Here is a 20,302-nt window from a genome sequence, read left to right on the forward strand (position 1 = left end):
CAGCCCTCTAAGGGGCTTGTCTTGAACGATTTTGCTCAGGCGAGCCTGACCGACACCTGCTCCACCGAATCCCGCGCCTCACGCAGTTCGTGAGCGTCCTGGTTGAGACGGTGAATCGTGTTGAGCAACCTTTGGCGCAGCACTTCATCGCCGAGCTTTTCGACAGCACGCATCAGGTCGAACGCCGCGGTTTCGTTATTTTCCGCGACGGAATCCAGAGTCTTGCGCAGGTTGCGAGTGGCACGGGTCACGCGGGTCTTCCTTCATCAGCAATGGGGAGGCACTTTAGGACATTCGTGTTTCATTTTAATTTCAATCACTTGTGGTGGTTTTCCGGTGATTTGATCCATATCAATTGAAACAGGGTTTGACCAAAATATATGGAAATACGTATATTCGAATCCTCATATATACAAAGGTCATGGTCATGTCGGCGCCCCTTACACCGCCCACCTTGTTCAAGTGCCTGGCCGACGCCACTCGGGCGCGGCTGACGTTATTGATTCAGCGTGAAGGCGAACTTTGCGTGTGCGAACTGATCCATGCCTTGGACGACAGCCAGCCAAAAATCTCCCGCCACCTGGCGCAACTGCGCAGTTGCGGGCTGCTGCTGGATCGTCGTCAGGGTCAATGGATCTACTACCGCGTCAACCCGGCACTGCCCGATTGGGTGACCCAGGTGCTGGACATCACCCTGCAAGCCAACCAGCCATGGTTGCACAACGACGCACAGCGTCTGGGTGCAATGGGCGACAGACCACAACGAGCCAGCACCTGCTGCTGAACCACCGGAGCGTTTATTCATGCTTGTCGCAGTCGCCATTTTCATCTTCACCATCGTCCTGGTCATCTGGCAGCCCAAGGGCCTCGGAGTGGGCTGGAGCGCCACACTGGGTGCGATCCTGGCCCTGGCCTGTGGCGTGATCAGCCTGGCGGATATCCCGGTGGTATGGCACATCATCTGGAATGCCACCGGGACGTTTGTCGCGCTGATCATCATCAGCCTGCTGCTGGATGAGGCCGGATTCTTTGCCTGGACGGCGCTGCATGTGGCGCGCTGGGGACGCGGGCGTGGCCGGCGCTTGTTTGCCTATATGGTGCTGCTCGGCGCCCTGGTGTCGGCGCTGTTTGCCAACGACGGCGCAGCGCTGATCCTCACCCCCATCGTGATGTCGATGCTGCTGGCGCTGCGCTTTTCGCCGGCGGCGACCCTGGCGTTTGTGATGGGTGCGGGGTTTATCGCAGACACGGCGAGCCTGCCGCTGGTGGTGTCGAACCTGGTGAATATCGTCTCGGCGGACTATTTCAAGATCGGCTTCAACGAATATGCCGCCGTCATGGTGCCGGTCAACTTCGTCAGTGTCGCCGCCACCCTGGCGGTGCTGCTGTGGTTCTTTCGCCGAGATATTCCCCAGACCTACGACCCCGCCGACCTGGCCGACCCCGCCAGCGCGATCCACGACCGCGCCACCTTCCGCGCCGGCTGGTGGGTGCTGGGCATCCTGCTGATCGGCTGCTTTGCCCTGGAACCGCTGGGCATTCCCATCAGCGCGATTTCCTCGGTGTGCGCCGTGCTCCTGCTGGTGATCGCCGCCAAGGGCCACAAGATCTCCACGCGCAAGGTGCTGAAGGAAGCCCCGTGGCAGATCGTGGTCTTTTCCTTAGGGATGTACCTGGTGGTCTACGGCTTGCGTAACGCCGGCCTCACCACCTACCTGGCCACCTGGCTCGATACCTTTGCCACTTACGGCGTGTGGGGTGCGGCCATGGGCACTGGGGTGCTGACGGCGTTGTTGTCCTCTGCGATGAACAACCTGCCGACCGTATTGATCGGCGCGCTGTCCATCGAGTCCAGCCATGCCGTGGGCGTGGTCAAGGACGCGATGATCTACGCCAACGTGATCGGCAGCGACCTGGGCCCGAAAATTACCCCCATCGGCAGCCTGGCCACCCTGCTGTGGCTGCATATCCTGGCGCGCAAAGGCATCACCATCACCTGGGGCTACTACTTCAAGGTCGGGATTGTGCTGACCTTGCCGGTGCTGCTGATCACCCTCGCCGCCCTCGCGTTGCGCCTGAGTATCTGAAGGAGAGACCGCAATGAAAGTCCTGTTCATGTGCACCGCCAACAGCTGTCGCAGCATCTTGTCCGAAGCGATGTTCAACCACCTGGCCCCGCAGGGTTTTGCCGCGGTCAGCTCCGGCAGCTTTCCCAAGGGCCAGGTCCTGCCGCGCAGCCTGAGCACGTTGCAGGCGGCGGGCATCCGCACCGAGGGGTTGTACAGCAAGGGCAATGATGCGTTTGAAGGCAGCCCGCCGGATGTGGTCATCACCGTCTGCGACAAGGCGGCGGGTGAAGCCTGCCCGGTGTATTTCGGGCCGGCGGTGAAGGCGCATTGGGGCTTGGAAGATCCTTCGGATGTGCAGGGCGATGAAACCAATATCCAAGCCGCATTCGACGCAACGCTGGCGACCATCGCCACCCGTTGCCGAGCGTTTTTCGCCCTGCCCTTTGCCCACCTCAGCCCTGGCGAGCTGAAGGCCGAGCTCGACCGCATCGCGCTGCTGGAAATGACCACGCCCTGACGGCTGAATGAATCCCCCGTTGGCAAGTGGGCTTGCCACAACAGTGTGTGCAGATATGGATCGCCAACCCTCTGCCAGCGTATGCTCTCGCACTTTCCTGAAAGGACGCGGGCATGCTGACGATCTTTTTTTACGCGCTGGTATTCGGTTTTGTGTTTTGCCTCTCCCCTGGCGCAGTGCTGGCGGAGACGTTGCGCCGTGGCTTGCTGCACGGGTTCACGCCCGCCCTGCTGGTGCAGTTTGGCTCGCTGGTAGGCGATGCCGTGTGGGCGGTGATCGGCCTCACCGGCATCGCGCTGTTGATCCAGCATGACGCCGTGCGCGTGCCGCTGACGATCATCTGCGCGCTGTACCTGGCCTGGTTGGGCGTGCGCAGCCTGATCGACGCCTGGAACTTGCCCGAAGCCGATGATGCACCGGCCAGCACCCGACAAAATGCGCTGGCCGTGGGCGCGGCAATCTCCCTGGCCAACCCGAAAAACATCGTCTACTGGGGAGCACTCGGCAGCGCGCTCTCAGGCATCGTCGGCGCCACGCCCAGTCATGGACAGACGCTGATGTTTTTCGCCGGTTTCATGTTGGCTTCGGTGCTGTCATGCTTTTTGATCGCTGCACTGGTGAACCTGCTGCGCAAGAACGCATCGCCCACTTGGCAGCGCATCAGTTATGGCGCCTGCGGTTTGGTATTGATCTATCTGGCCATTCTCGCCGCACGCGGCATATGAAGTTATATATCGGGTAACTTTCGAAGGCCTCTTGTCTGAATGAACCCTGAACACCGGGCTATCTAATTAATCATGCGCCGACATTGTGTAACTGTCTGAGTAGTTTGCCCGTGCCCGCAACTGGGGCCTTTTTTAACCCTCACAAAAGAAGCCAATGGACACAGTATCCAGTCGCTGTCCGAGCACCGCATTGGCGGGCATCGGGCGCCCAACCCAGAATATGACAGGACTCGCCTCCCCGGTCCGGTAAGCTGCGCTGGAGCTTGATAGTAGAAGTTATCCAAGATCGCGAAGTCAGCGACTCGGCATGCTTTCGCTCGCCTGTATTCAGGTAAGTACCGGGTATGTTTTATCGAGAATTGGCGACAGGAGTACAGACAATGGGCGCCGTAAAAAACACGCTACTGCATAAGAAAAGTGGTCCATGACAAACCGCCTCACGCCATCGTCCAGTTCCTGCAGGCACTGAACAATCCGTTCATCTACGTGCTGCTGACCAAGCAGGCGGAACGCCAACGCAACCATTTCACTGGGCTTGGCAGGTTGCGCCAGGTGCCGTTGCAACTGCGGGTCGTCCAGGTAATTGCCTTATGATGACGGCACCATTGCCAACGAGGGGTAAAGCACGTGGACCGTATCGAACAAATGGCGCTGCTGGCGACCTATAACCAGTGGATGAACCGCAAGGTCTATGACGCGGCGGCCAAGCTCACGGACGATGAATTGCGCGTGGACCGCCGGGCATTTTTCGGCTCGATCTTCGGCACGCTCAACCATCTGACGTTGGGCGACACGGTCTGGCTCAAGCGCTTTGCCCTGCACCCCGCAGGCTATGAGGCGCTGGCGCCCCTGAGCGCCATTGCCGCCCCCTCGGACCTCAAGCAGCTGGCGTTCGCCGACCTGAGTGAACTCGCGGCCCGGCGGCGTTGGCTGGACCAATTGATCATCGATTGGGTCCACACCCTGCGCGAACCCGACCTCGACCATCGCCTGCACTACCACAACATGCGTGGCGCGGCGGCCGGTAAGCCGTTTGGCGCCCTGTTGGTACACTTTTTCAATCACCAAACCCACCATCGAGGCCAGGTCACCACGCTGCTGACCCAGGCCGGGCAGGACGTAGGCGATACGGACCTGCTCGCTTTGATTGACTGAACTCAGCGAGCACTGAACTCGGCATAGGCCTGCAACAACCTTACAAAATCCTCGGGTTGCGGCAACTGCTCGAAGCTTTCGACGGCCGGAGTGGAAGCCCAGGCCAGTTTTTCGCAGGTCCAGGTCTCCATAAAGGGCACGTAATCCGCGGCACTATCCAACAATGTCGCACGCACGTTGACGAACTCATCGATGCCATGGGGCCGGGTAAACAGCCAGCTCATGCAGTGCGGGCAGCAATAGTGACGATCGACCCCGTGCAGGCCGCCGACCACCGGGCAACCCTGGGTCACGGTGAACGCGCTGGCGGGAATCAGCGCGCTGAGGGAGAACGCACTGGCGGTCATCTTCTGGCAACCGGTGCAGTGGCACGCCATGGTAATTACCGGCGCCTGGCTCACGCTGAAGCGCACCCTGTTACAACGGCAACTGCCTTCCAGGGGCAGGGTTTCGACGCTCATCACACACTCCTTTTCATGATCAGTGGCGTGGCAGGTTAGCGTCCAGGCAGGGGTATTGAACAGGTCCAAGGGCAAAACCGAACGCTGCCGCACCCACGGGGTCGAAATTTCAGGTGCCGGGATTTTTAATCCCCGCCCTCCCCGCGTGCATTGTGGGTTTACCGATGCGCGCACCCAATAAGAAGGAGACGCTTACATGGTCATTCACTTCAAGGTTGCCGGGCATCTGGCCTGCGGTCATCACGGCAATAACCTGCCCTCCAGCACCGAGCTGAAACGGGTCAAGTGCCGCACCTGCCGCAACACCGACGCCTTCAAGGAAGCACGCCGCAACCAGCGCAACGCCGCTCGCCGTGCTTCGCGCCAAGCCAAGACCCACACCAGCACCGACTGGCGCAGTGCCTGGACGCAACGCCTGACCGAGCTGACAGGGCTGCAACGCCTGCCACGTGGCTTCGGCGCACAGCCCTTCGTATAAGCCAGAAACGCAGAAGCCCCGGTCAAACCGGGGCTTCGTTTTCAATCAATCATCATTGGACACCGGCCGGTTGCGGGCCTGGTAGCCCGGCAACGTGGCGGCATACGCCAGCGCCTGTTCGCGGGAGTTAAAGGACGCCAGCCGGTCCTGGGGCGTACACACCCGCCATGGCCCGAAATTGACCTGCACGATGTCGTACCCATTCAGATGCAGCTTCTTCAGCAGTGGAGCGCTCATAGTCACCTCGCTTTCCTGAGATTAGCGTTGCACACCCTACCTTACACCCGAGTCCAGGCTCATGACTGACCGCATGTCGCGGCGGCCACGCTACTTGACCTTGTTGCTCAAGGTATCCACCGTGCGCTTGAGATCATCCAGGCTGCGCTTCAAACCGTCGATGTCGCTTTTCTGCCGTTCGATCGTGCTGTTCTGATTCTCGACCGTGCGCTTGAGGCTCGCCAACTGGCTGTCACTGGAGCTGGCACTCGAACCGTCCCTGCGCTTGAACTCATCGAACGCGCGGTCCTGACCCTCCAGCTTGCTTTTCAGGCCTTGCACCTCGCTATCGGTACGTTTCTGCGCCGCTTGCAGCTGTTCAATATCCCCCACCGAAATGCTCGACGCCTTCAATACATACTGATTGCCGGCCTCCAGCGAAGCCCCCGTCAACCGGTCACCGCCTGACGCACTGAAATCCCCCCACTTCACCGCACTCCCAGCCTGTGCCGTACCGGCCAACAGTCCCATGACACCTGCAACCACCCACCAGGATCGCTTGCGAACACTGAGCATCAACTGATTCCTTTCCAGACTGCTGGGATGGCATATCGCTATGACTGTCATTTATGCCGCTTGTTCCCCTGCGGTAGGAATCCTCTGGTTCGCCTGTTAAAGCCGATGTAGATCACTGATCTGCCAAGCTTTTTCAGGCGCCCCTGAAGCAAGAAAGCGGCAGTCCGACCTTGCGTCGAAGCGCCTGGATCTATATATTCCCAACCCTGTAACAACGCGCTACCGCCCGAATGGCGAAACTGGTAGACGCATGGGACTTAAAATCCCCCGCTCGTAAGGGCGTCCCGGTTCGATTCCGGGTTCGGGCACCATATATATCAAGGGCTTGCATGATGAACTTCATGCAGGCCCTTATCTTTTTGCTCCGCAATTTCCATTGCTCCGGCGTCCTGCCGACCTAAATCAAATCCCAAGATCAAGCCCCCTGCTAAGCCGTCCACTCCAAGGAACAGACATACCTAACAGCGGATCTTCGCGTCGATCACCTTGGTGAGGCCGGCAATCTGCATAGTGTTGGAGATTTTGTTGTTGTTCTGGTTAGCAGTCAGTCGAGTGATCCGCAACAGCCGTCCGGTAGTCACGCGTGGCAGATTGATACGGCGCGTGCTGCGCTCCTGCTTTTCTCCAGGCAATAAAAAAGCCCGCCGAAGAGAGCCTTTGATGAAGTGGTGCTGACTATAAGCAGCCTAGCAGCGCGACCAATCGCTTATTCGCAATCCAGTTGGCGACCACAATGTAATAAGTGGGAGCGCATGCTCGCCTCCTTGTACTTCGGTAAGAGGAGCACGCCGCGCGGATCTTCGAAGCCGTCGGCGCCTGAAGCCAGGTAAAGGTGATTCATGCGACGCATACCCCGCATCCAGCAACGCAAACGTCAAACCTGGCTCGCACTGCCGGCCAGCGGAATAGAAGAGGTAGGCCATGGCTGTGACCCAGGAAGAACGAACGGCCAGGCTCGCCGAGAAGCGGCAGGAACTGGGCGATGCGGCACACAGTCCCGTACGGTACCCGGCAAATGCTCGACGATTTGATGCTCTGGCATGAGGTCGAGGACGTCAGCGAGGCGGTGCAGCTGCTGGTGCTGAATGGCCGAGCCAAGGATCTGCCGCCGGCGCCGCCGAAGGTCAAAGGGCCGTCCGACATAATCCGCCACTACTTCCGACAGGGAATACGTGATCGGCTGGCGGCGCTAAACGCCGAACTGGGCGAGACGAAAGACCGTTCAACCATCTGGCGATTGATCGTGCACGCCCACTCGCTCGGGCATGAGGCGTCTGCCCCAATGCTCGAAATTAAGCGCCACGGAATCGAAATACAGAAAAACGTGGTGCGTAAATTACGGCAAGCAGGCTTTGCCGAGTCGCTGCAAATGAACGCCGAAGACGACGGCGAGAACGACTGAAAACGCGCCCTGCTCGCTGCATCCGGTTACTTTCGACCGCTCGCACCGAAGAAAGGAAGCACTAGCAAAACGAGCCCCCCTGCAAGAATGCCAACACCAAAGGTATGCACAAAACCTTCTGAGTTGGTGGCGATGATGGCCGCGCCAGCGATCACCCCGGCGCAGCCCATTATTCGAATGTTTTTGCTCGGCGACTTCAGTTCCATTGTAGCGATGCTCCCTATTAAGAATGCGCTGAGTTTATCGCAGAGACCTTCAAATAAGAATCTTTCTCGCTGCATCCGGTAACCGGCGGGCGGCGCTCACCCGAGTAAATTATCTAACCTCATAGAGGCTTAGCGCAACTTTGTTGCCACCCAATGTAGCTCTATCGGCATGCACCACATGCATTTTATTTAATAGTAATTCGACATCCAAATTATCAAACAAGGCGTACTCAATTGCGAAACGATTAAATTTACGTCCCTTCTCGCTTAAGCAATTATAGAAAATGAATACGAGCTCGTGATTCGACAATAAAGATCGCACTACGGCCCCTAGATGCTTCTTCTGTGTAATTTCCACATCATCTATAAATCTGAATAACGAATACAGGCTTCTAAAATAAAGGCCGAGATCGCCCTGATGGGACTTTAAGACTTTTTATATGCTTCAAGGCCCGCACTATATCAGGCTTATCCTTGAGCTCTATAAACATCTCACTGTACCTAGCCTGCAATTTATTTCGCCAATCTCGGAAACAATCTCGCCCCTGAATTGTATGTGCATTCTCACCCTTGCGATGCAAATCAAAACCTTGGACAACCTGTTGCTGCAGTGTAAGCATATTGTAAAACTGGGATTCTGTTTGCTGTTTTGCATTTTGAGCTTGGTTAGCTTCCAAATCTTTTCGCTGAAAGCAAAGTGTAATTAGCACTACAGAGAATGCTAGGCCAGAAAAAAGAGTATTTAAGGTTCCAAAAGCATCACCAAAAGTACCACTTCGAACGCCCTTCAACTCAGTAATTTCTTCCGACACCCCATCCCAAAAACAAAAAAATAGTAATATCAAAAATATGCAGCGAATACTGCAGCTACCCCAACAGTGATAACTACTCCTGCTTTAATCTTCATGTTCAATAGCCTGCTCATAGTTGATCCGGCTCCATGCCGGTCACCCGCAATACCCTATATCGCTGAATAGCGCCAGACGGCTAGGCTATCAGCGCTTATCGCGAGCTTTGGCATTCCATGCATTGCAGAGAAACATGATCCCAGGAGCAATAAAGATACCCCAATAACCATTGAAGCTTGGATAGAAAAGCGGCCCGAATGTCGCAGTGACAAGCAAAGCGAGCCCTGCCCATAACCGCTTACGCGGCGTGAACCACTCGCGGAACGCTTCAAGCTTTTTACCCGCCATTACCACCTCCTTGTTTGATAAGCAGCAAAGCATATCACCCACTTAAACGAATCACGCCAGCTGGCGAGGCGAAGCCATGCCTATCGCCCCTGAATACCTGAAATCGATACTTGCCTACTCGCCAGAATCGGGCATTTTCACCTGGCTTGTCAGCCGAAGCAGAACTGTTGCGGGCAGCCTGGTTTCCAGTGGCTATCTGACGGTGATGATCGACAGAAAGCGGCACAACCTGCACCGACTCGCATTCGTCTACATGCTCGACCGGCATTTGCTCAATCATAGCAATCGCGATGGGCCTAACCTCGTTCTCCTACACCAGCATCTGGAACGATGGCGCCGGAAGGATAAGCACCACAAGCTACAGCTACGGATTTTACGTTTGGATGCTTTCTTTTTTATGGCTTGCCGCCACCTCTGTTATTGAACTTCAACGTGATAAAAGACGCTCACTGACCGCAAGCTCGTAAAACAGGGCTGACATTACAACTCGGTCATGGCGTTTTGCACCTTCAGCACATCACAAAGGTCACGAGGAATGAGCTCACCAGAAAAGGACGCAGCAAGATCTACCGATATATCGATAGCAGTAATAGGTATTGCTCTGGGCCTAGCCGTCGCCGTCTACATAAGCCCTAAAAACCAGTATTTCTTGGGTACTTTTGCATACCTCTGGTTACCGCTCCACAGGTTTGCATCATCCTTTAGGGGCTGAATCTACAGTCTTCCTGGCCAGGCATCCAGTGTGTATGGAATGCCAGTAACTACGTCCATTACGAAATGGTAGCGTTGCGCCACACTAATTCATCAAGCGCATGAGGAAGCCATGGCAATAGGCGACAAGATAAGACAATTCTCTGTAGCACCCGCCAAAGATCATCAGTGGATCCGGGGGCTGCGCTACGCGATCATGTTAGAAATTGAAGATTTCAAGGACCGCGAGGGTATGCGCTTATCTCGTTCAGCGGAACGGATAAACGCTCTCAAGGGCAACGAACGTTTCGCTCATCGACTTTCGAATCTGCAAGAAATTATGGATCTCATAGCACCTTTAGAAAACGAAGATCCTATACGGTCAGCCGAATTAGGAAATGAGTTGGCCGACTACCTATTGGCTAGAGAGAACAATCCTGATTGTAGTAGCCCGAACAGGCTCAAAGGCGAGTTGCTAGGGATGGATCTTGGCCTTTGAATTTATGGATTTCCCCAGCCCCGTCGCCCGCAGCCCAAGGAATGGGGAAGTGCCAATACCGGCGCGTTTATGACCTGGAAGTCAAATGAGCAAAACACGTTTGCAGTAGCGTCTGGACATCTCGCACATACACCAGCATTGCTGGCTTTAATCCTTAACCTTACCGGGCGCAGCAGCCTGGCGATTACTTGGATGGGACGTGCTCATCTACTCGATCCCCAGTGCTCGTGTCGACAATGATCATGTCCCGCCAGGTATTACTGGGGGCGGTTGTGAGCTGCCAACCGATCGCGAGAAGCTTGAGACACAGTTCCCTTGGATCAACGGCGAGTACATCGAAGCGTTCAACAAGATCGCGACAATCCTCACCAGCCGCAAGGCTTTCGCAAGCGGCGGCCTGCATCGCAAGCCCGAGACGATTGCCGATCGGCAGTTATCGCGATAGCGACCTGCGAAACCCGCTAGAAAAACTTAAACCATAGAAGTTAGTGATCGGAATGTACTTTTGCGCAGAATTTAGTCATTTAGGGACCTACCTGGCTTAGGCCTCAGCACTTTAAAGTACGCCAATCATTCAACTATCGGCGTCTGTATGAATCTCTGGTTTCGACTTCTCCTCATGCTACTTCGTCGACCTTGGCGCAGACCGGCAAAAGCGCTGGAATCGACCGTCATCCGAATGCGCGTCTGGCCACTGGACCTCGACTTCAATCGACATGTCACCAACGGCCGATATTTCACACTGGCCGATGTCGGACGCATGGATTTCGTTTTGCGCAGTGGCGCCTATCGAGTAGCTATTAGAGCAAAGGCGCTGCCCATCGTTGGAGACACTTGGGGTAAATTTCGTCGTGAGCTTAGACTGTTTGAAGCGTTTGAAATCCACACAAGGATGCTTGGCTGGGACGACAAGTGGAGCTTCATGGAGCATCGATTTGTGAGCAAAGGCAGAGTGATCGGCGTTGTCGTAATGCGAGGTCTATTTCGTTCAGCGAAAGGTGTTATTCCGCCAAGCGAGTTTGTTCGAGAACTGGGACTGCCCGAACGGTCGCCAGAGATGCCGACATGGCTGACCTCGTGGTCGCAGAGCTGCGATGCCATGAGCCGCCAGCTCAGAGATGAAGAAAGCACCCATGATTGACTGACTTGCAGGCAGCCCGTGACCCGTGCGCTATTGGTTTACCCGCCTTAACCGTAAATTAACGCAACCCATTCCGGCGTTGTTCGATGTTCAACGCTTACTCTGCGGCGCATCAAGGGGGATTTCGAGGATGAAGGTTGCGCCCTGCCCAGCCCCGTCGCTGTGCACGGTCAAGCTGCCACCCATTTCCTGCGCGGCGAGCGCGCAGCTGTGCAGGCCGAAACCGTGACCGTCTTTGCGCGTCGTGAAGCCATGGGAAAAGATACGCGTCAGGTGCTCTGGCGTAATTCCGTTGCCATTGTCGGCCACCGTGATACGCAAGACTGTTCCGTCAGCAATGAGGGAGGCGCTGCACGTGATGCACGGGCCGCGATCGACCACGCCGTCCAACGCCTGCCCGGCGTTTCTGATCAGGTTCACCAGAATCAGCAGCACCCGGTGCCGGTCCAGCGACAGCAGGGGCAAGTCGGCAATGTCCTTGACCACTGTCACCTCCTGTTTCATCCGTGAGCCGGCACTCATGCGCCAGGCATCATCGATTAATTCCGAAACCGGTATTGTCTCGACGACACTGACAGCAACGGCATAGGACTGCTGGGCAGCGACAATGGTCTTGATGTGGTCAATGCCTTTGGTGAGTTGCTCGAGTTCTTCGATGATGCCCTGCTGCTCTGCCGCCACCGCCTGCGCCAGCTTGAGCAGGTAGTCGGGCAGCATCTTTCCCCTCTGGTCCTGGGTGAGGAAATCGCTCAACTCATGGATGTGTTCGTTCATCATCTGCGCGACCTTGCCCAGGCCCTGGGCCTTGGAGGTGCGCATCTGGCTGCTGACCAGCTCTGCCGAAACGTTGACGCTGTTGAGGACGTTGCCGACATTGTGCAGCACCGTCGTGGCGATCTCGGCCATACCCGCCTGACGGGATTTCGCATGCAGCTCGGATTGCACCTGGCTCATGCGTAGCGCCGCGCGTACACGAGCCTTGAGCTCCAATGGCGAGAAAGGTTTGGCGATATAGTCATCGGCGCCACTCTCCAGCCCGGAGATGCAAGCCTCGCTGCCGCCGCGGGCCGTCAACAGGATGACGGGCAGATGGGCAAAACCGGCGCTCGCCTTGATCCTGGCGGTCAGGCCGAAGCCATCGAGCTCCGGCATCATCACATCCGAGAGAACGACATTGATCGGTTGGCGCTGCAGTATGGCCCAGGCCTGCTCTCCGTCAGCTGCGGTGACGACGCTGTAGTCGTCGCGCAAAAGCTCGCTGAGGTAACTAAGCATTTCCGAGCTGTCATCAACCACCAGAACCCTGGACTGCGAGGCGCGTTCCGGGTGCTGCTCGTTGTCTGCATCGCCCATGGACGCTGGGTCGTTGCTACTGCCACGGTGGCCGTCGTCAAACAGCAAGTGGCGCTGCTCGGTTGTGATCATTGCGGTGGGTGACGATCCCTCATGCAGATGACTGGCTTCGGTCGGCACGGTGTTTTGCTCAGTTCCCCGAGGAAATCGAACAAGGAAGCACGACCCCTTTCCAGGCTCACTGTTGACGCGAACTTCGCCCCCCATCAGCTCGACCAGATCCTTGACCAGGGCCAGACCGATGCCTGTACCGCTGTAATGCCGCGTGGCGGAATTGTCGATCTGGGAAAAGCGCTGAAACAGGAGGGGCAATTTGTCAGACGCGATGCCAATGCCCGAGTCTTGCACCGCGAGTTCAAATCGCTCGTCATCAAGCGCAGTGACGGCCAGATGCACGGTACCGCCAGCGGGGGTGAACTTGATGGCATTACTCACCAGGTTGAGCAGAATCTTCTCGAAGTGTCGGGGGTCCAGGAACACGGTACCGAGGGCAGGATCGATGCTGCAGGTCAACGTGCAGCCTTTGCCCTTGGCCACCATGGCGGCGTCCTCGGCCAGCACGCCCACTGCCTTGTTCAAATCAACGGGCGCCGGACACAGCTCAAACTTGCCTGCTTCGGCCTTGGAGAAGTCAAGGATATCGTTCACGCGGTTCATCAAGCGCAGTGCGTTTCGTTGTGCGCGGTCGATTTGCACGTGCCAGTCCGCCGGCGGGGTCATCGCCACCGAAAGCTGCTCCAACGGGGCGAGAATAAGGGTCAGGGGGGTACGCAGTTCGTGGCTGACCGTGGCGACGAAATCACTCTTTGCCTGGTTGGCCGTCTCGGCCTGGTTGCGCGCCTGAATAAGTGCGACCGCCTGTGCCTCCAGCACCTCGGTCTGTCGGTGCAGCGTGTCGGTCCGTTCGGCGACCATCCTCTCCAGAGAGGCCTGCACCTGTTGTCTTTCGGCTTCGGCCTCGGCCTCCAGCACCCGGATGCGCAAAGCATTCTCCTGGAACACCCGGACGGCCCGCGTCATGATCCCAATCTCATCGCCGCGTCCAGCGCTGGCGATCTCGGCGGTCAGGTCACCGGCAGCAAGCCGGCGCATGACCGAGGCCAGGGCGACGATGGGCTGCGCGACAAACCGCGAGGTGCTCCAGGCGATGGCACCGGCCAGCAGGATGGCGACGGTACCCGCGATGATCGCCGCAAGCATGCCGCGATCCTTGTGGGCCAAGGCGTCTGAGCGCGCCTCGCCAGCGAAGCGCGCAACCAACAGGCCCGCGCTCCGTGCCTCATTGCGCACTTGGTCGCGCGCGTCGCTCAAAGCGTTGCTCGCCTGATGGAACCTGGCAAATGCCGCTCGGTAGCCAGCGATCTGATCGCTGACCGTCAGGGGCGTAGCGTTGGCCTGCGGCCCCACAGAAGAAGGGAGAACCCGCGCGAGACGGGAGAGCTCATCGAGGATGACGCCTACAGAGCTGGCGACCTCGGCCGACGGCGCCAGGCGAAACGACAAGGTCTGCGCCTCCAGGGTGGCAACACGTTCGGCGAAACGCTTGGACAACGCGGCTGCATTTTGCAGTAAACCGGTGGCGGCCTGAATGTCACTTGCGTCATGGGCAATATGCTCGTCCACTTCAGCCAACATGACTTCAAGGCGCTCTGCCACACCTCCAACAGCACCCAGATACCGCAAAGCCTCGCCTCCCCGAAGCTTGGGAGCCTCGCCAAGCTGCTCGAGCGCCAGGCTGGCTGCAGCCACCGCCTTCGCCAACTGCTCCAGGGTCTCCACCTGCTGCGGCGCTCCCATCAACTCGCGCAATTGCTCGACCACAGGCGGCAGCGCCGCACAGGCGCTGCGCGCCGCAGTGGCGGCCGCACCATCACCGGTCACCAACACCTTGGCTACATTGGCGGTAATGATGCGTTCACCGTTGCGCAGGATATCCAGGATGCGATGGGCGCTCTGGGCGTTGCTCACCCGCGCCTCGTGGTCGGCGGCGCGGGAATCCAGGCCCTTCAGCCCATCGGCGATACCCTTCTCAACGAGGGCCGTCGCCTCTCGCATCCGGGCGTAATGGGCCGTCATATTCTCGGTTTCGCCATCCATGGTCAGGGTCGCCGCCCGCAAGGACGCGATCGCTGCAGCGAGCCTCTCCAGGCTGCCCTTGAGCGATTGCGCCTCTGCCGCCGGAATAGCGTTAAGGCCGCTGATAGCGGTCGCTACCAAGCCTTCGGCCTGGGACAAGCTTTCCTGATCGCGGGTGGCAATGAAGTTTTCCACTCGCCCGGTGGCCCCGTTGACCGAGGCCAGAATTTCCGCGGAATGGCTGGCGGAATCCACCGCACGTACCATGCCTCGCAGACCGTAGAGGTTCACGAGCGATACCGCCAGCATCAGCAACACCAGTGCGGCAACCGCCAGGCCAATCCTGACGGCAATAGGCCTGGCCGTGGCTGATTTGAATGTCAACATAGACCTCGCCCGCCGCTACTGCTTCGGCACCTCCGGCAAAAACGCCGGCGGCGCCGTATGGTTGATGGCCGCATCGATCATCGCCGCAACGGAAGCCTGGCCGTAGAAAGGATTGGCGGCGCCCCCCACCGGCATGGTGGCGAGCCAGGCGTCCAGGTCTTTGGCATCAATACGTACCAGCGGCACCTCGACGAACTTCGGCACCTGCTTGCCCGCCAGTATCTGCTGGGCCACCCAGAAACCCATCTGGGAGACGCTCGGGGAGGCAGAAACAGAGACGGTCTCGTAGCCATTGGCATCGCGTTCCTGTTTCCACAGGGCAAGTTCGTCCTGACGGTTCCCCATCACAATGATCGGCAAAGGGCGTCCCGCCGCCTTGAACGCCATGGCCGCGCCATATCCGTCGCCACCCTGAGTCGCCACGGCATCAATAGTGGGCAGCGACGGCAGCGCCAGCGTCACTTCCTTGCGGGCGACAGAAGCCGTCCAGTTCCCGTATACGGTCTTGACGAATTTCAGGCCCGGATAGTCGCTGGCGGCCTTGCGAATGCCATCGCTGATGTTTTTATCCGTGGCATCGCCAGCGATGCCACGGATCTCCAGCAACGTCCCGTTCCCCTTCAGGCGCTCGGCGATGTAATCCATTTCCACACGGCCCATGGCGGACCAGTTGTAATCCACGGTATAGACACAGGGCTCGGTGACCAGACTGGCCATGACAACCACCACGATGCCGGCGTTGCAGGCATCGCGGATCACCCCGTTGAGGGCCGTGTCAGAGGCAGCGAGGACCACGATGGCATCGACGCCCTTGACGATCATGTCCTGGATATGGGCCGCCTGCTCCGAAGCCGAGTTATTGGCGCTGACGACGGGAGCCTCACGGATCAAGCCGTCTTTTTGCGCCTGGAGCGCAATTTCCTGCCAGTTGCGCACCATCACCTTGCGAAAATCGCTGCCCGCATAGGAATTACTGAAGGCAATGCTATAGCTTGCGGTAGGGCCGCTGGCGATGCCGTCGTCGGCAGCATGGGCTGGGTTGGCGGCAACTATCGCCAGCCCCGCCACGCAGCCGGCGAAGCGCCCCAAGATCGTGTAGATCGGTTTGGTGTTCATGCTGTTCTCCATCATGCTTGGCATTTACCAACAGTCATCCATCTGCACCTGCCTACAGCCTGGATCGACGGCTTGTCCTGGTTGGAGCGGTTGGCCCCCGGTTTGGAGATTTTCGAACATGTAGGTTTGGGGCAGGCATTGAACGTATCCCCGTATGCCGCGTGCAGGTTGTTGCGTAGTGCCGTTGAAAAAGCCCGAAGCCCACCCCCCGGCTGTCTTGCCGATACAAGGCTGCTGGCCAACGTCAATGATTTCGATAAGGTCAGTGCCCTTGGCAGCCGAACATTGAAACCCGTATAGGGCTCGCATTGGCAATGAGCATAGTATCAAAGTGCCCGCTACGCCCGCGGTCTGTGAACGGATACGGCGTTCTGAGCCACGGTTATGTGTTTACTGCTGCCCTACTCAAACCCGCTTGCTGTTCTACGCTTGCTGCTTGACCCACTTATCGGAGACCCGACATGAACCCCCACACCACCGCCCTTGTGCTGATCGAATACCAAAACGACTTCACCACCGAAGGCGGCGTGTTCCATGACGCCGTCAAAGACGTGATGCACACGTCCAATATGCTCGCGAACACCGCCACCACGGTTGAACAGGCGCGCACGCTCGGCGTGAAGATCATCCACCTGCCGATCCAATTCGCCGAGGGCTACCCGGAGCTGACCACCCGCGACTACGGGATTCTCAAGGGCGTTGCCGATGGCAGCGCCTTTCGCACCGGCAGTTGGGGCGCCGACATCAGCGAAGCGATTACCCGGGAAGCCGGCGACATCCTCGTGGAGGGCAAGCGCGGGCTGGACGGTTTCGCCACCACGGGCCTGGATTTGGTGCTGCGCAACAACGGCATCCAGACCCTGGTGGTGGCGGGCTTCCTGACCAACTGCTGTGTCGAAGGCACGGTTCGATCAGGTTATGAGAAGGGCTATAACGTGGTAACGCTGATCGATTGCACCGCGACCTTCACCGACGAGCAACAACAGGCTGCCGAACGCTTCACGCTGCCGATGTTTTCCAGGACGTTGCAACACACCGAGTTTCTCAACGGGCTGAACGCCCGCTAGCCATCGCCCAGGAGGCGGCTTTACAGCCGCCTTCGGATTCGCAGTCACCTGCGACACCCTGGCCGGGTTCGTTGAACTGAAACACCTCAGTTGTCAGGGTGTTCGCTCGCCACTGAATCGGCGGCGTCCACATCAGACATATCCTCTTCAAGGGGGGCATCGTCGTCCGGCGGCAGCGGGATCTTATCCTCATCACGCTTCGGGTCGTGCCCTGTCTCGTTGTCCGTGCCGCGCGTTACAGCCTGCTGTGAAATGTTGCCCGGGGCATTCTCATTGATTTCCATGCTGGCTCTCCGTTCTTGGGCTCGGGATATCCGTGCTTAAGGTTGAGAAACGCCATGCCCCCCAGAGTGCCGGGCAACAGACGAATGGACGCGCCCAGACTGGCACAAGGTGACCCTGCCGGTGTGTATTTCGATCCATTCGGCGCCGTGGGTATTTCCCGGATGGCGCGGCTGGAGGCATTGCGATGTGGTGAACTGAAATTGAATGAGTCATCCAGCAGGCTCCAGCGGGGCTGCGTAAACGGTAGCACTAACGCCAGACGGCCTGGTCCGGTACCCATCGGTAAACGTCAGCACCTGGCTCGCGCCCGGCCGGCATCAGAATCAGATGCTGAGGCCCTGCGCGCATTTCCCGGTCATCCCATTGCAACAGTTTTTCCCCCTGCCGCACTCGACACAAAGTGGTCACGAACACCGGCACCTTTGGCAAGGTAAGGGCATGTCGCGCCCGTATGACAGATGCATCGATAATATTTTCCCGGTGCTGTATGCCGTCCCAACGGCACATCGTGCTTAACGTCCGTAAGTTGAAGTAATGGTCGCTTTGGCCAGGACGTTGGCGTTGAGCATGTAACCTACCAAGGCTCCGCTGGCCTGGTTGTCGAGCGGTAGCTTGTCGGCTTTCAAGGCCCACACGGTGAATTGATAGCGATGGGGTTTATCCTCGACAGGAGGGCAAGCGCCACCGAACCCCGGCTGGTCAGTGAGAAGTCCGCAGCGTAGCCACTGAGTGTTACGGCCATGGAGAGTGCAGGCAGGATTAATCTGATGTTCATCGCCGCTCCAGCTGAGTCTGAAAGTGAAGCTCGAGTCTAGGTTGAACAAAGACGGGGGACTGTGCCGAAATGCTCGATAACAGTGCCGAAATGCTCGATTGTCCGGGCGAACGATGACTCTCGTCCTGCCTGACAGCCTTCAGATACTCAAGAGCTCGCTGACGGGCAGTCGATGGGTGGTCTTCATCTCGCGCAGGGAGAGGTTCGAGCGAATACTTGAAACCCCAGGGAGCTTCCTCAGCACTGTTTCGACAAAGCGGCTATAGCTGTCCAAGTCCCGTGCAACCACCTCAAGTAGAAAGTCCGCCTCCCCCGTTGTGTTATGGCAACTCAATACCTGCGGGGCCGCCTGAATAATCTTTTCAAACCTTGCCGTGGCTTCTTCGCTGTGATCCGTGCAGGAGATCTGGACAAAGGCCTTCAGGCCCAACCCGAGTTTCTTTCGATTGAGAATGGCTTGGTATCCCTCGATAACCCCGCATTCTTCCAGCCGTCTTTGCTTGCGCCAACAGGACGCTTCGCTGAGGGACAACTGCTCGGCCAGCTTGACATTCGACAGCTTGCCGTCCCGCTGCAAACGCTCCGATATTGCAATGTCCGCCTTATCGAGCTGCTCAATCATGAAATAACTCCTCAAATTCTGACTTTAAAATGAAGGTTAATTTCAATTCTTGCGTTCGGTCAATTGCAACTTGAAAGGTAATTTCAAGGCGCTCATTCATAATGGCAATACCTGAATCGCCCCTCCAAGCCTAGGTAATTTGAATGAAAGCAGTCGTCTACGAAGCCTTTTCCAAGCCGCCGCGCCTGATGAACGTGGCAGACCCATCCCCGGAACGTCATGGTGTGGTGATCCAGGTGCTTGGCACCGGGGTGTGCCGCAGCGACTGGCATGGCTGGAAAGGTCACGACCCCGACATTGAACTGCCCCATGTACCGGGTCATGAACTGGCGGGCATCGTGGCCGAAGTGGGCAACGACGTCACGCGGTGGAAGGTCGGTGACCGCGTGACCGTGCCGTTCGTGGGCGGGTGTGGTGCTTGTGCGCAGTGCAACAGCGGCAATCAGCAGGTCTGCCACACGCAATTCCAGCCGGGCTTCACTCATTGGGGTTCTTTTGCCGAGTACGTCGGCATCCACCAGGCCGATCTGAACCTGGTCGCGCTGCCTGAGAGCATGGACTTCGCTACCGCCGCAAGCCTGGGTTGTCGCTTCGCCACCTCGTTCCGTGCAATCGTCGACCAAGGCAACGTCAGCGCCGGTCAGTGGGTAGCGGTTCACGGCTGTGGTGGCGTAGGCCTGTCTGCGGTGATGATCGCCCAGGCCATTGGCGCAAACGTGATCGCCATCGATATTTCCCAGGAAAAACTCGACCTGGCACGCGCGCTCGGCGCTGTCGCCACCCTTAATGCCCAGTGCGTCGCAGACGTCACCGAAGCCGTGCTGGAAATCACCCAGGGCGGTGCCCACGTCTCGCTGGACGCATTAGGCCACCCAACCACCTGTTTCAACTCCATCAACAACCTGCGCCGTCGCGGCAAGCACGTCCAGGTCGGGCTGATGCTCGCTGATCACGCCACGCCGGCAATCCCCATGAGCAAGGTTATCGCCCATGAACTTGAGATCTACGGTAGCCACGGGATGCAAGCGCATCGCTATGGCGCCATGATCGAGATGATCACCTCAGGCAAGCTGGCACCTGAAAAACTCGTGGGTAAAACCATCAGCCTGGCGCAGTCCATCGATGCGTTGACGAACATGGACCGCTTCGAGACGGCAGGTGTAACCGTCATAACCGAGTTTTAACGCATGACGCCACCCTGAGCCGCACTGAACAATAGTTTAGAAATCTCTGAACTATCTATTTGCACTTCCCTATTCTTTCCGCCAACCGCCCCTCCCTACTATTGGC

Annotated in this window: 26 protein-coding genes, 1 tRNA gene and 5 pseudogenes; 15 read left to right on the top strand and 17 right to left on the bottom strand. The window is 57.9% G+C overall.

Features of this window, described 5'->3' with window-relative positions:
• Positions 1–35 precede the first annotated feature (35 nt).
• A complete protein-coding gene (locus FBY10_RS21950) occupies positions 36–251 on the bottom strand; it encodes a hypothetical protein (RefSeq protein ID WP_025856028.1) in 216 nt (71 codons plus the stop codon).
• 176 nt (positions 252–427) lie between these two features.
• Here FBY10_RS21950 and FBY10_RS21955 point away from each other — a divergent pair, with 176 nt between their 5' ends.
• From FBY10_RS21955 to FBY10_RS21975, 6 genes and pseudogenes are all read left to right on the top strand, one after another.
• The gene (locus FBY10_RS21955) at positions 428–784 is read left to right on the top strand and encodes a metalloregulator ArsR/SmtB family transcription factor (RefSeq protein ID WP_145337788.1); all 357 of its coding nucleotides are present in this window, start codon (positions 428–430) and stop codon (positions 782–784) included.
• A gap of 19 nt (positions 785–803) precedes the next feature.
• The gene (locus tag FBY10_RS21960) at positions 804–2,087 is read left to right on the top strand and encodes an arsenic transporter (RefSeq protein ID WP_145337787.1); all 1,284 of its coding nucleotides are present in this window, start codon (positions 804–806) and stop codon (positions 2,085–2,087) included.
• A 13-nt stretch (positions 2,088–2,100) separates the two neighbouring features.
• On the top strand, positions 2,101–2,586 hold the full coding sequence (locus tag FBY10_RS21965; RefSeq protein WP_131696203.1) for an arsenate reductase ArsC: 486 nt from the start codon (positions 2,101–2,103) through the stop codon (positions 2,584–2,586).
• Positions 2,587–2,699: 113 nt separating this feature from the next.
• Entirely contained in the window at positions 2,700–3,311 is a 612-nt protein-coding gene (locus tag FBY10_RS21970) for a LysE family transporter (RefSeq protein ID WP_145337786.1), read from the top strand.
• 414 nt (positions 3,312–3,725) lie between these two features.
• A pseudogene (locus FBY10_RS32235) lies at positions 3,726–3,809 on the top strand (cation-transporting P-type ATPase); the annotation flags it as partial.
• 129 nt (positions 3,810–3,938) lie between these two features.
• A complete protein-coding gene (locus tag FBY10_RS21975) occupies positions 3,939–4,466 on the top strand; it encodes a DinB family protein (RefSeq protein ID WP_145337785.1) in 528 nt (175 codons plus the stop codon).
• A 2-nt stretch (positions 4,467–4,468) separates the two neighbouring features.
• On the opposite strand, the gene FBY10_RS21980 is transcribed toward FBY10_RS21975, so the two are convergent.
• The gene (locus tag FBY10_RS21980) at positions 4,469–4,927 is read right to left on the bottom strand and encodes a GFA family protein (protein WP_145337784.1); all 459 of its coding nucleotides are present in this window, start codon (positions 4,925–4,927) and stop codon (positions 4,469–4,471) included.
• 196 nt (positions 4,928–5,123) lie between these two features.
• On the opposite strand from FBY10_RS21980, the gene FBY10_RS21985 reads away from it, so the two are divergent.
• On the top strand, positions 5,124–5,405 hold the full coding sequence (locus tag FBY10_RS21985; protein WP_131696199.1) for a hypothetical protein: 282 nt from the start codon (positions 5,124–5,126) through the stop codon (positions 5,403–5,405).
• A 45-nt stretch (positions 5,406–5,450) separates the two neighbouring features.
• On the opposite strand, the gene FBY10_RS21990 is transcribed toward FBY10_RS21985, so the two are convergent.
• A complete protein-coding gene (locus tag FBY10_RS21990) occupies positions 5,451–5,642 on the bottom strand; it encodes a hypothetical protein (RefSeq protein ID WP_027606617.1) in 192 nt (63 codons plus the stop codon).
• Between the two features lie 90 nt (positions 5,643–5,732).
• Entirely contained in the window at positions 5,733–6,197 is a 465-nt protein-coding gene (locus FBY10_RS21995; protein WP_131696198.1) for a hypothetical protein, read from the bottom strand.
• Between the two features lie 224 nt (positions 6,198–6,421).
• Here FBY10_RS21995 and FBY10_RS22000 point away from each other — a divergent pair.
• A tRNA-Leu gene (locus FBY10_RS22000) sits at positions 6,422–6,508 on the top strand.
• A gap of 153 nt (positions 6,509–6,661) precedes the next feature.
• On the opposite strand, the pseudogene FBY10_RS32240 reads toward FBY10_RS22000, so the two are convergent.
• Positions 6,662–6,802 (bottom strand): annotated as a pseudogene (locus FBY10_RS32240) (host specificity protein); the annotation flags it as partial.
• A gap of 410 nt (positions 6,803–7,212) precedes the next feature.
• On the opposite strand from FBY10_RS32240, the gene FBY10_RS22010 reads away from it, so the two are divergent.
• Positions 7,213–7,599: a hypothetical protein gene (locus FBY10_RS22010; RefSeq protein ID WP_256663567.1), complete on the top strand. Its 387-nt coding sequence runs from the start codon at positions 7,213–7,215 to the stop codon at positions 7,597–7,599.
• A gap of 26 nt (positions 7,600–7,625) precedes the next feature.
• Here FBY10_RS22010 and FBY10_RS22015 read toward each other — a convergent pair whose 3' ends face one another.
• The 4 genes from FBY10_RS22015 to FBY10_RS22030 form a co-directional block, all read right to left on the bottom strand.
• Positions 7,626–7,805 carry a hypothetical protein gene (locus FBY10_RS22015; RefSeq protein ID WP_145337783.1) on the bottom strand — a complete coding sequence of 60 codons (180 nt, stop codon included), beginning with the start codon at positions 7,803–7,805 and terminating at the stop codon, positions 7,626–7,628.
• Between the two features lie 109 nt (positions 7,806–7,914).
• Positions 7,915–8,193, bottom strand: coding sequence for a putative phage abortive infection protein (locus FBY10_RS32245; protein WP_145337843.1), 279 nt, complete (start codon positions 8,191–8,193; stop codon positions 7,915–7,917).
• 4 nt (positions 8,194–8,197) lie between these two features.
• Entirely contained in the window at positions 8,198–8,617 is a 420-nt protein-coding gene (locus tag FBY10_RS22025; RefSeq protein WP_145337782.1) for a hypothetical protein, read from the bottom strand.
• A 183-nt stretch (positions 8,618–8,800) separates the two neighbouring features.
• Positions 8,801–9,001, bottom strand: a complete 201-nt coding sequence (locus FBY10_RS22030) for a hypothetical protein (RefSeq protein ID WP_145337781.1) — start codon at positions 8,999–9,001, stop codon at positions 8,801–8,803.
• Positions 9,002–9,077: 76 nt separating this feature from the next.
• On the opposite strand from FBY10_RS22030, the gene FBY10_RS22035 reads away from it, so the two are divergent.
• The 4 genes from FBY10_RS22035 to FBY10_RS22050 all read left to right on the top strand — a co-directional run bounded on the left by FBY10_RS22035 (position 9,078) and on the right by FBY10_RS22050 (position 11,331).
• A complete protein-coding gene (locus tag FBY10_RS22035; protein ID WP_145337780.1) occupies positions 9,078–9,425 on the top strand; it encodes a hypothetical protein in 348 nt (115 codons plus the stop codon).
• A gap of 399 nt (positions 9,426–9,824) precedes the next feature.
• Positions 9,825–10,190 (top strand): hypothetical protein, encoded by a 366-nt coding sequence (locus FBY10_RS22040; RefSeq protein ID WP_131696191.1) that lies wholly within the window; start codon positions 9,825–9,827, stop codon positions 10,188–10,190.
• 199 nt (positions 10,191–10,389) lie between these two features.
• The gene (locus FBY10_RS22045; RefSeq protein WP_145337779.1) at positions 10,390–10,635 is read left to right on the top strand and encodes a hypothetical protein; all 246 of its coding nucleotides are present in this window, start codon (positions 10,390–10,392) and stop codon (positions 10,633–10,635) included.
• Positions 10,636–10,782: 147 nt separating this feature from the next.
• On the top strand, positions 10,783–11,331 hold the full coding sequence (locus FBY10_RS22050) for a thioesterase family protein (protein WP_131696189.1): 549 nt from the start codon (positions 10,783–10,785) through the stop codon (positions 11,329–11,331).
• A 90-nt stretch (positions 11,332–11,421) separates the two neighbouring features.
• Here the strand turns inward: FBY10_RS22050 and FBY10_RS32250 are convergent, their stop codons facing one another.
• The 4 genes and pseudogenes from FBY10_RS32250 to FBY10_RS22060 all read right to left on the bottom strand — a co-directional run bounded on the left by FBY10_RS32250 (position 11,422) and on the right by FBY10_RS22060 (position 16,263).
• On the bottom strand, positions 11,422–12,285 hold the full coding sequence (locus tag FBY10_RS32250; protein WP_371920992.1) for a sensor histidine kinase: 864 nt from the start codon (positions 12,283–12,285) through the stop codon (positions 11,422–11,424).
• Positions 12,286–12,756: pseudogene (locus tag FBY10_RS32255) on the bottom strand (response regulator transcription factor); the annotation flags it as partial.
• Between the two features lie 78 nt (positions 12,757–12,834).
• Positions 12,835–15,147: pseudogene (locus FBY10_RS32260) on the bottom strand (ATP-binding protein); the annotation flags it as partial.
• 15 nt (positions 15,148–15,162) lie between these two features.
• Positions 15,163–16,263, bottom strand: coding sequence for an ABC transporter substrate-binding protein (locus tag FBY10_RS22060; protein WP_145337777.1), 1,101 nt, complete (start codon positions 16,261–16,263; stop codon positions 15,163–15,165).
• 461 nt (positions 16,264–16,724) lie between these two features.
• On the opposite strand from FBY10_RS22060, the gene FBY10_RS22065 reads away from it, so the two are divergent.
• Positions 16,725–17,330: a cysteine hydrolase gene (locus FBY10_RS22065; RefSeq protein ID WP_131696186.1), complete on the top strand. Its 606-nt coding sequence runs from the start codon at positions 16,725–16,727 to the stop codon at positions 17,328–17,330.
• 86 nt (positions 17,331–17,416) lie between these two features.
• Here the strand turns inward: FBY10_RS22065 and FBY10_RS22070 are convergent, their stop codons facing one another.
• The 4 genes and pseudogenes from FBY10_RS22070 to FBY10_RS22085 all read right to left on the bottom strand — a co-directional run bounded on the left by FBY10_RS22070 (position 17,417) and on the right by FBY10_RS22085 (position 19,012).
• Complete coding sequence (locus FBY10_RS22070; RefSeq protein ID WP_027606646.1) at positions 17,417–17,614, bottom strand: hypothetical protein; 198 nt, start codon at positions 17,612–17,614, stop codon at positions 17,417–17,419.
• 295 nt (positions 17,615–17,909) lie between these two features.
• Positions 17,910–18,122, bottom strand: a pseudogene (locus FBY10_RS31845) (AraC family transcriptional regulator); the annotation flags it as partial.
• A 5-nt stretch (positions 18,123–18,127) separates the two neighbouring features.
• Complete coding sequence (locus FBY10_RS32265) at positions 18,128–18,439, bottom strand: hypothetical protein (protein ID WP_371920988.1); 312 nt, start codon at positions 18,437–18,439, stop codon at positions 18,128–18,130.
• Positions 18,440–18,529: 90 nt separating this feature from the next.
• A complete protein-coding gene (locus FBY10_RS22085) occupies positions 18,530–19,012 on the bottom strand; it encodes an Lrp/AsnC family transcriptional regulator (RefSeq protein ID WP_131696185.1) in 483 nt (160 codons plus the stop codon).
• A gap of 143 nt (positions 19,013–19,155) precedes the next feature.
• Here FBY10_RS22085 and FBY10_RS22090 point away from each other — a divergent pair, with 143 nt between their 5' ends.
• Positions 19,156–20,196 (top strand): zinc-dependent alcohol dehydrogenase family protein, encoded by a 1,041-nt coding sequence (locus FBY10_RS22090; RefSeq protein ID WP_145337776.1) that lies wholly within the window; start codon positions 19,156–19,158, stop codon positions 20,194–20,196.
• Positions 20,197–20,302: the final 106 nt, after the last annotated feature.

Source organism: Pseudomonas sp. SJZ103 (assembly GCF_007828335.1).
Taxonomy (GTDB): domain Bacteria; phylum Pseudomonadota; class Gammaproteobacteria; order Pseudomonadales; family Pseudomonadaceae; genus Aquipseudomonas.

What these genes read in the sequence shown, in the direction of transcription:
- FBY10_RS22050 (WP_131696189.1), top strand. Translation starts at nt 10,783, where the DNA reads ATGAATCTCTGGTTTCGACTTCTCCTCATGCTACTTCGTCGACCTTGG.
- FBY10_RS22085 (WP_131696185.1), bottom strand. Translation starts at nt 19,012, where the DNA reads ATGATTGAGCAGCTCGATAAGGCGGACATTGCAATATCGGAGCGTTTG.
- FBY10_RS22060 (WP_145337777.1), bottom strand. Translation starts at nt 16,263, where the DNA reads ATGAACACCAAACCGATCTACACGATCTTGGGGCGCTTCGCCGGCTGC.
- FBY10_RS21965 (WP_131696203.1), top strand. Translation starts at nt 2,101, where the DNA reads ATGAAAGTCCTGTTCATGTGCACCGCCAACAGCTGTCGCAGCATCTTG.
- FBY10_RS22065 (WP_131696186.1), top strand. Translation starts at nt 16,725, where the DNA reads ATGAACCCCCACACCACCGCCCTTGTGCTGATCGAATACCAAAACGAC.
- FBY10_RS21960 (WP_145337787.1), top strand. Translation starts at nt 804, where the DNA reads ATGCTTGTCGCAGTCGCCATTTTCATCTTCACCATCGTCCTGGTCATC.
- FBY10_RS22090 (WP_145337776.1), top strand. Translation starts at nt 19,156, where the DNA reads ATGAAAGCAGTCGTCTACGAAGCCTTTTCCAAGCCGCCGCGCCTGATG.
- FBY10_RS22035 (WP_145337780.1), top strand. Translation starts at nt 9,078, where the DNA reads ATGCCTATCGCCCCTGAATACCTGAAATCGATACTTGCCTACTCGCCA.
- FBY10_RS21985 (WP_131696199.1), top strand. Translation starts at nt 5,124, where the DNA reads ATGGTCATTCACTTCAAGGTTGCCGGGCATCTGGCCTGCGGTCATCAC.
- FBY10_RS22010 (WP_256663567.1), top strand. Translation starts at nt 7,213, where the DNA reads ATGCTCGACGATTTGATGCTCTGGCATGAGGTCGAGGACGTCAGCGAG.
- FBY10_RS21995 (WP_131696198.1), bottom strand. Translation starts at nt 6,197, where the DNA reads ATGCTCAGTGTTCGCAAGCGATCCTGGTGGGTGGTTGCAGGTGTCATG.
- FBY10_RS21970 (WP_145337786.1), top strand. Translation starts at nt 2,700, where the DNA reads ATGCTGACGATCTTTTTTTACGCGCTGGTATTCGGTTTTGTGTTTTGC.
- FBY10_RS22040 (WP_131696191.1), top strand. Translation starts at nt 9,825, where the DNA reads ATGGCAATAGGCGACAAGATAAGACAATTCTCTGTAGCACCCGCCAAA.
- FBY10_RS21955 (WP_145337788.1), top strand. Translation starts at nt 428, where the DNA reads ATGTCGGCGCCCCTTACACCGCCCACCTTGTTCAAGTGCCTGGCCGAC.
- FBY10_RS21990 (WP_027606617.1), bottom strand. Translation starts at nt 5,642, where the DNA reads ATGAGCGCTCCACTGCTGAAGAAGCTGCATCTGAATGGGTACGACATC.
- FBY10_RS32250 (WP_371920992.1), bottom strand. Translation starts at nt 12,285, where the DNA reads ATGAGCCAGGTGCAATCCGAGCTGCATGCGAAATCCCGTCAGGCGGGT.
- FBY10_RS22070 (WP_027606646.1), bottom strand. Translation starts at nt 17,614, where the DNA reads ATGGAAATCAATGAGAATGCCCCGGGCAACATTTCACAGCAGGCTGTA.
- FBY10_RS21980 (WP_145337784.1), bottom strand. Translation starts at nt 4,927, where the DNA reads ATGAGCGTCGAAACCCTGCCCCTGGAAGGCAGTTGCCGTTGTAACAGG.
- FBY10_RS22030 (WP_145337781.1), bottom strand. Translation starts at nt 9,001, where the DNA reads ATGGCGGGTAAAAAGCTTGAAGCGTTCCGCGAGTGGTTCACGCCGCGT.
- FBY10_RS22015 (WP_145337783.1), bottom strand. Translation starts at nt 7,805, where the DNA reads ATGGAACTGAAGTCGCCGAGCAAAAACATTCGAATAATGGGCTGCGCC.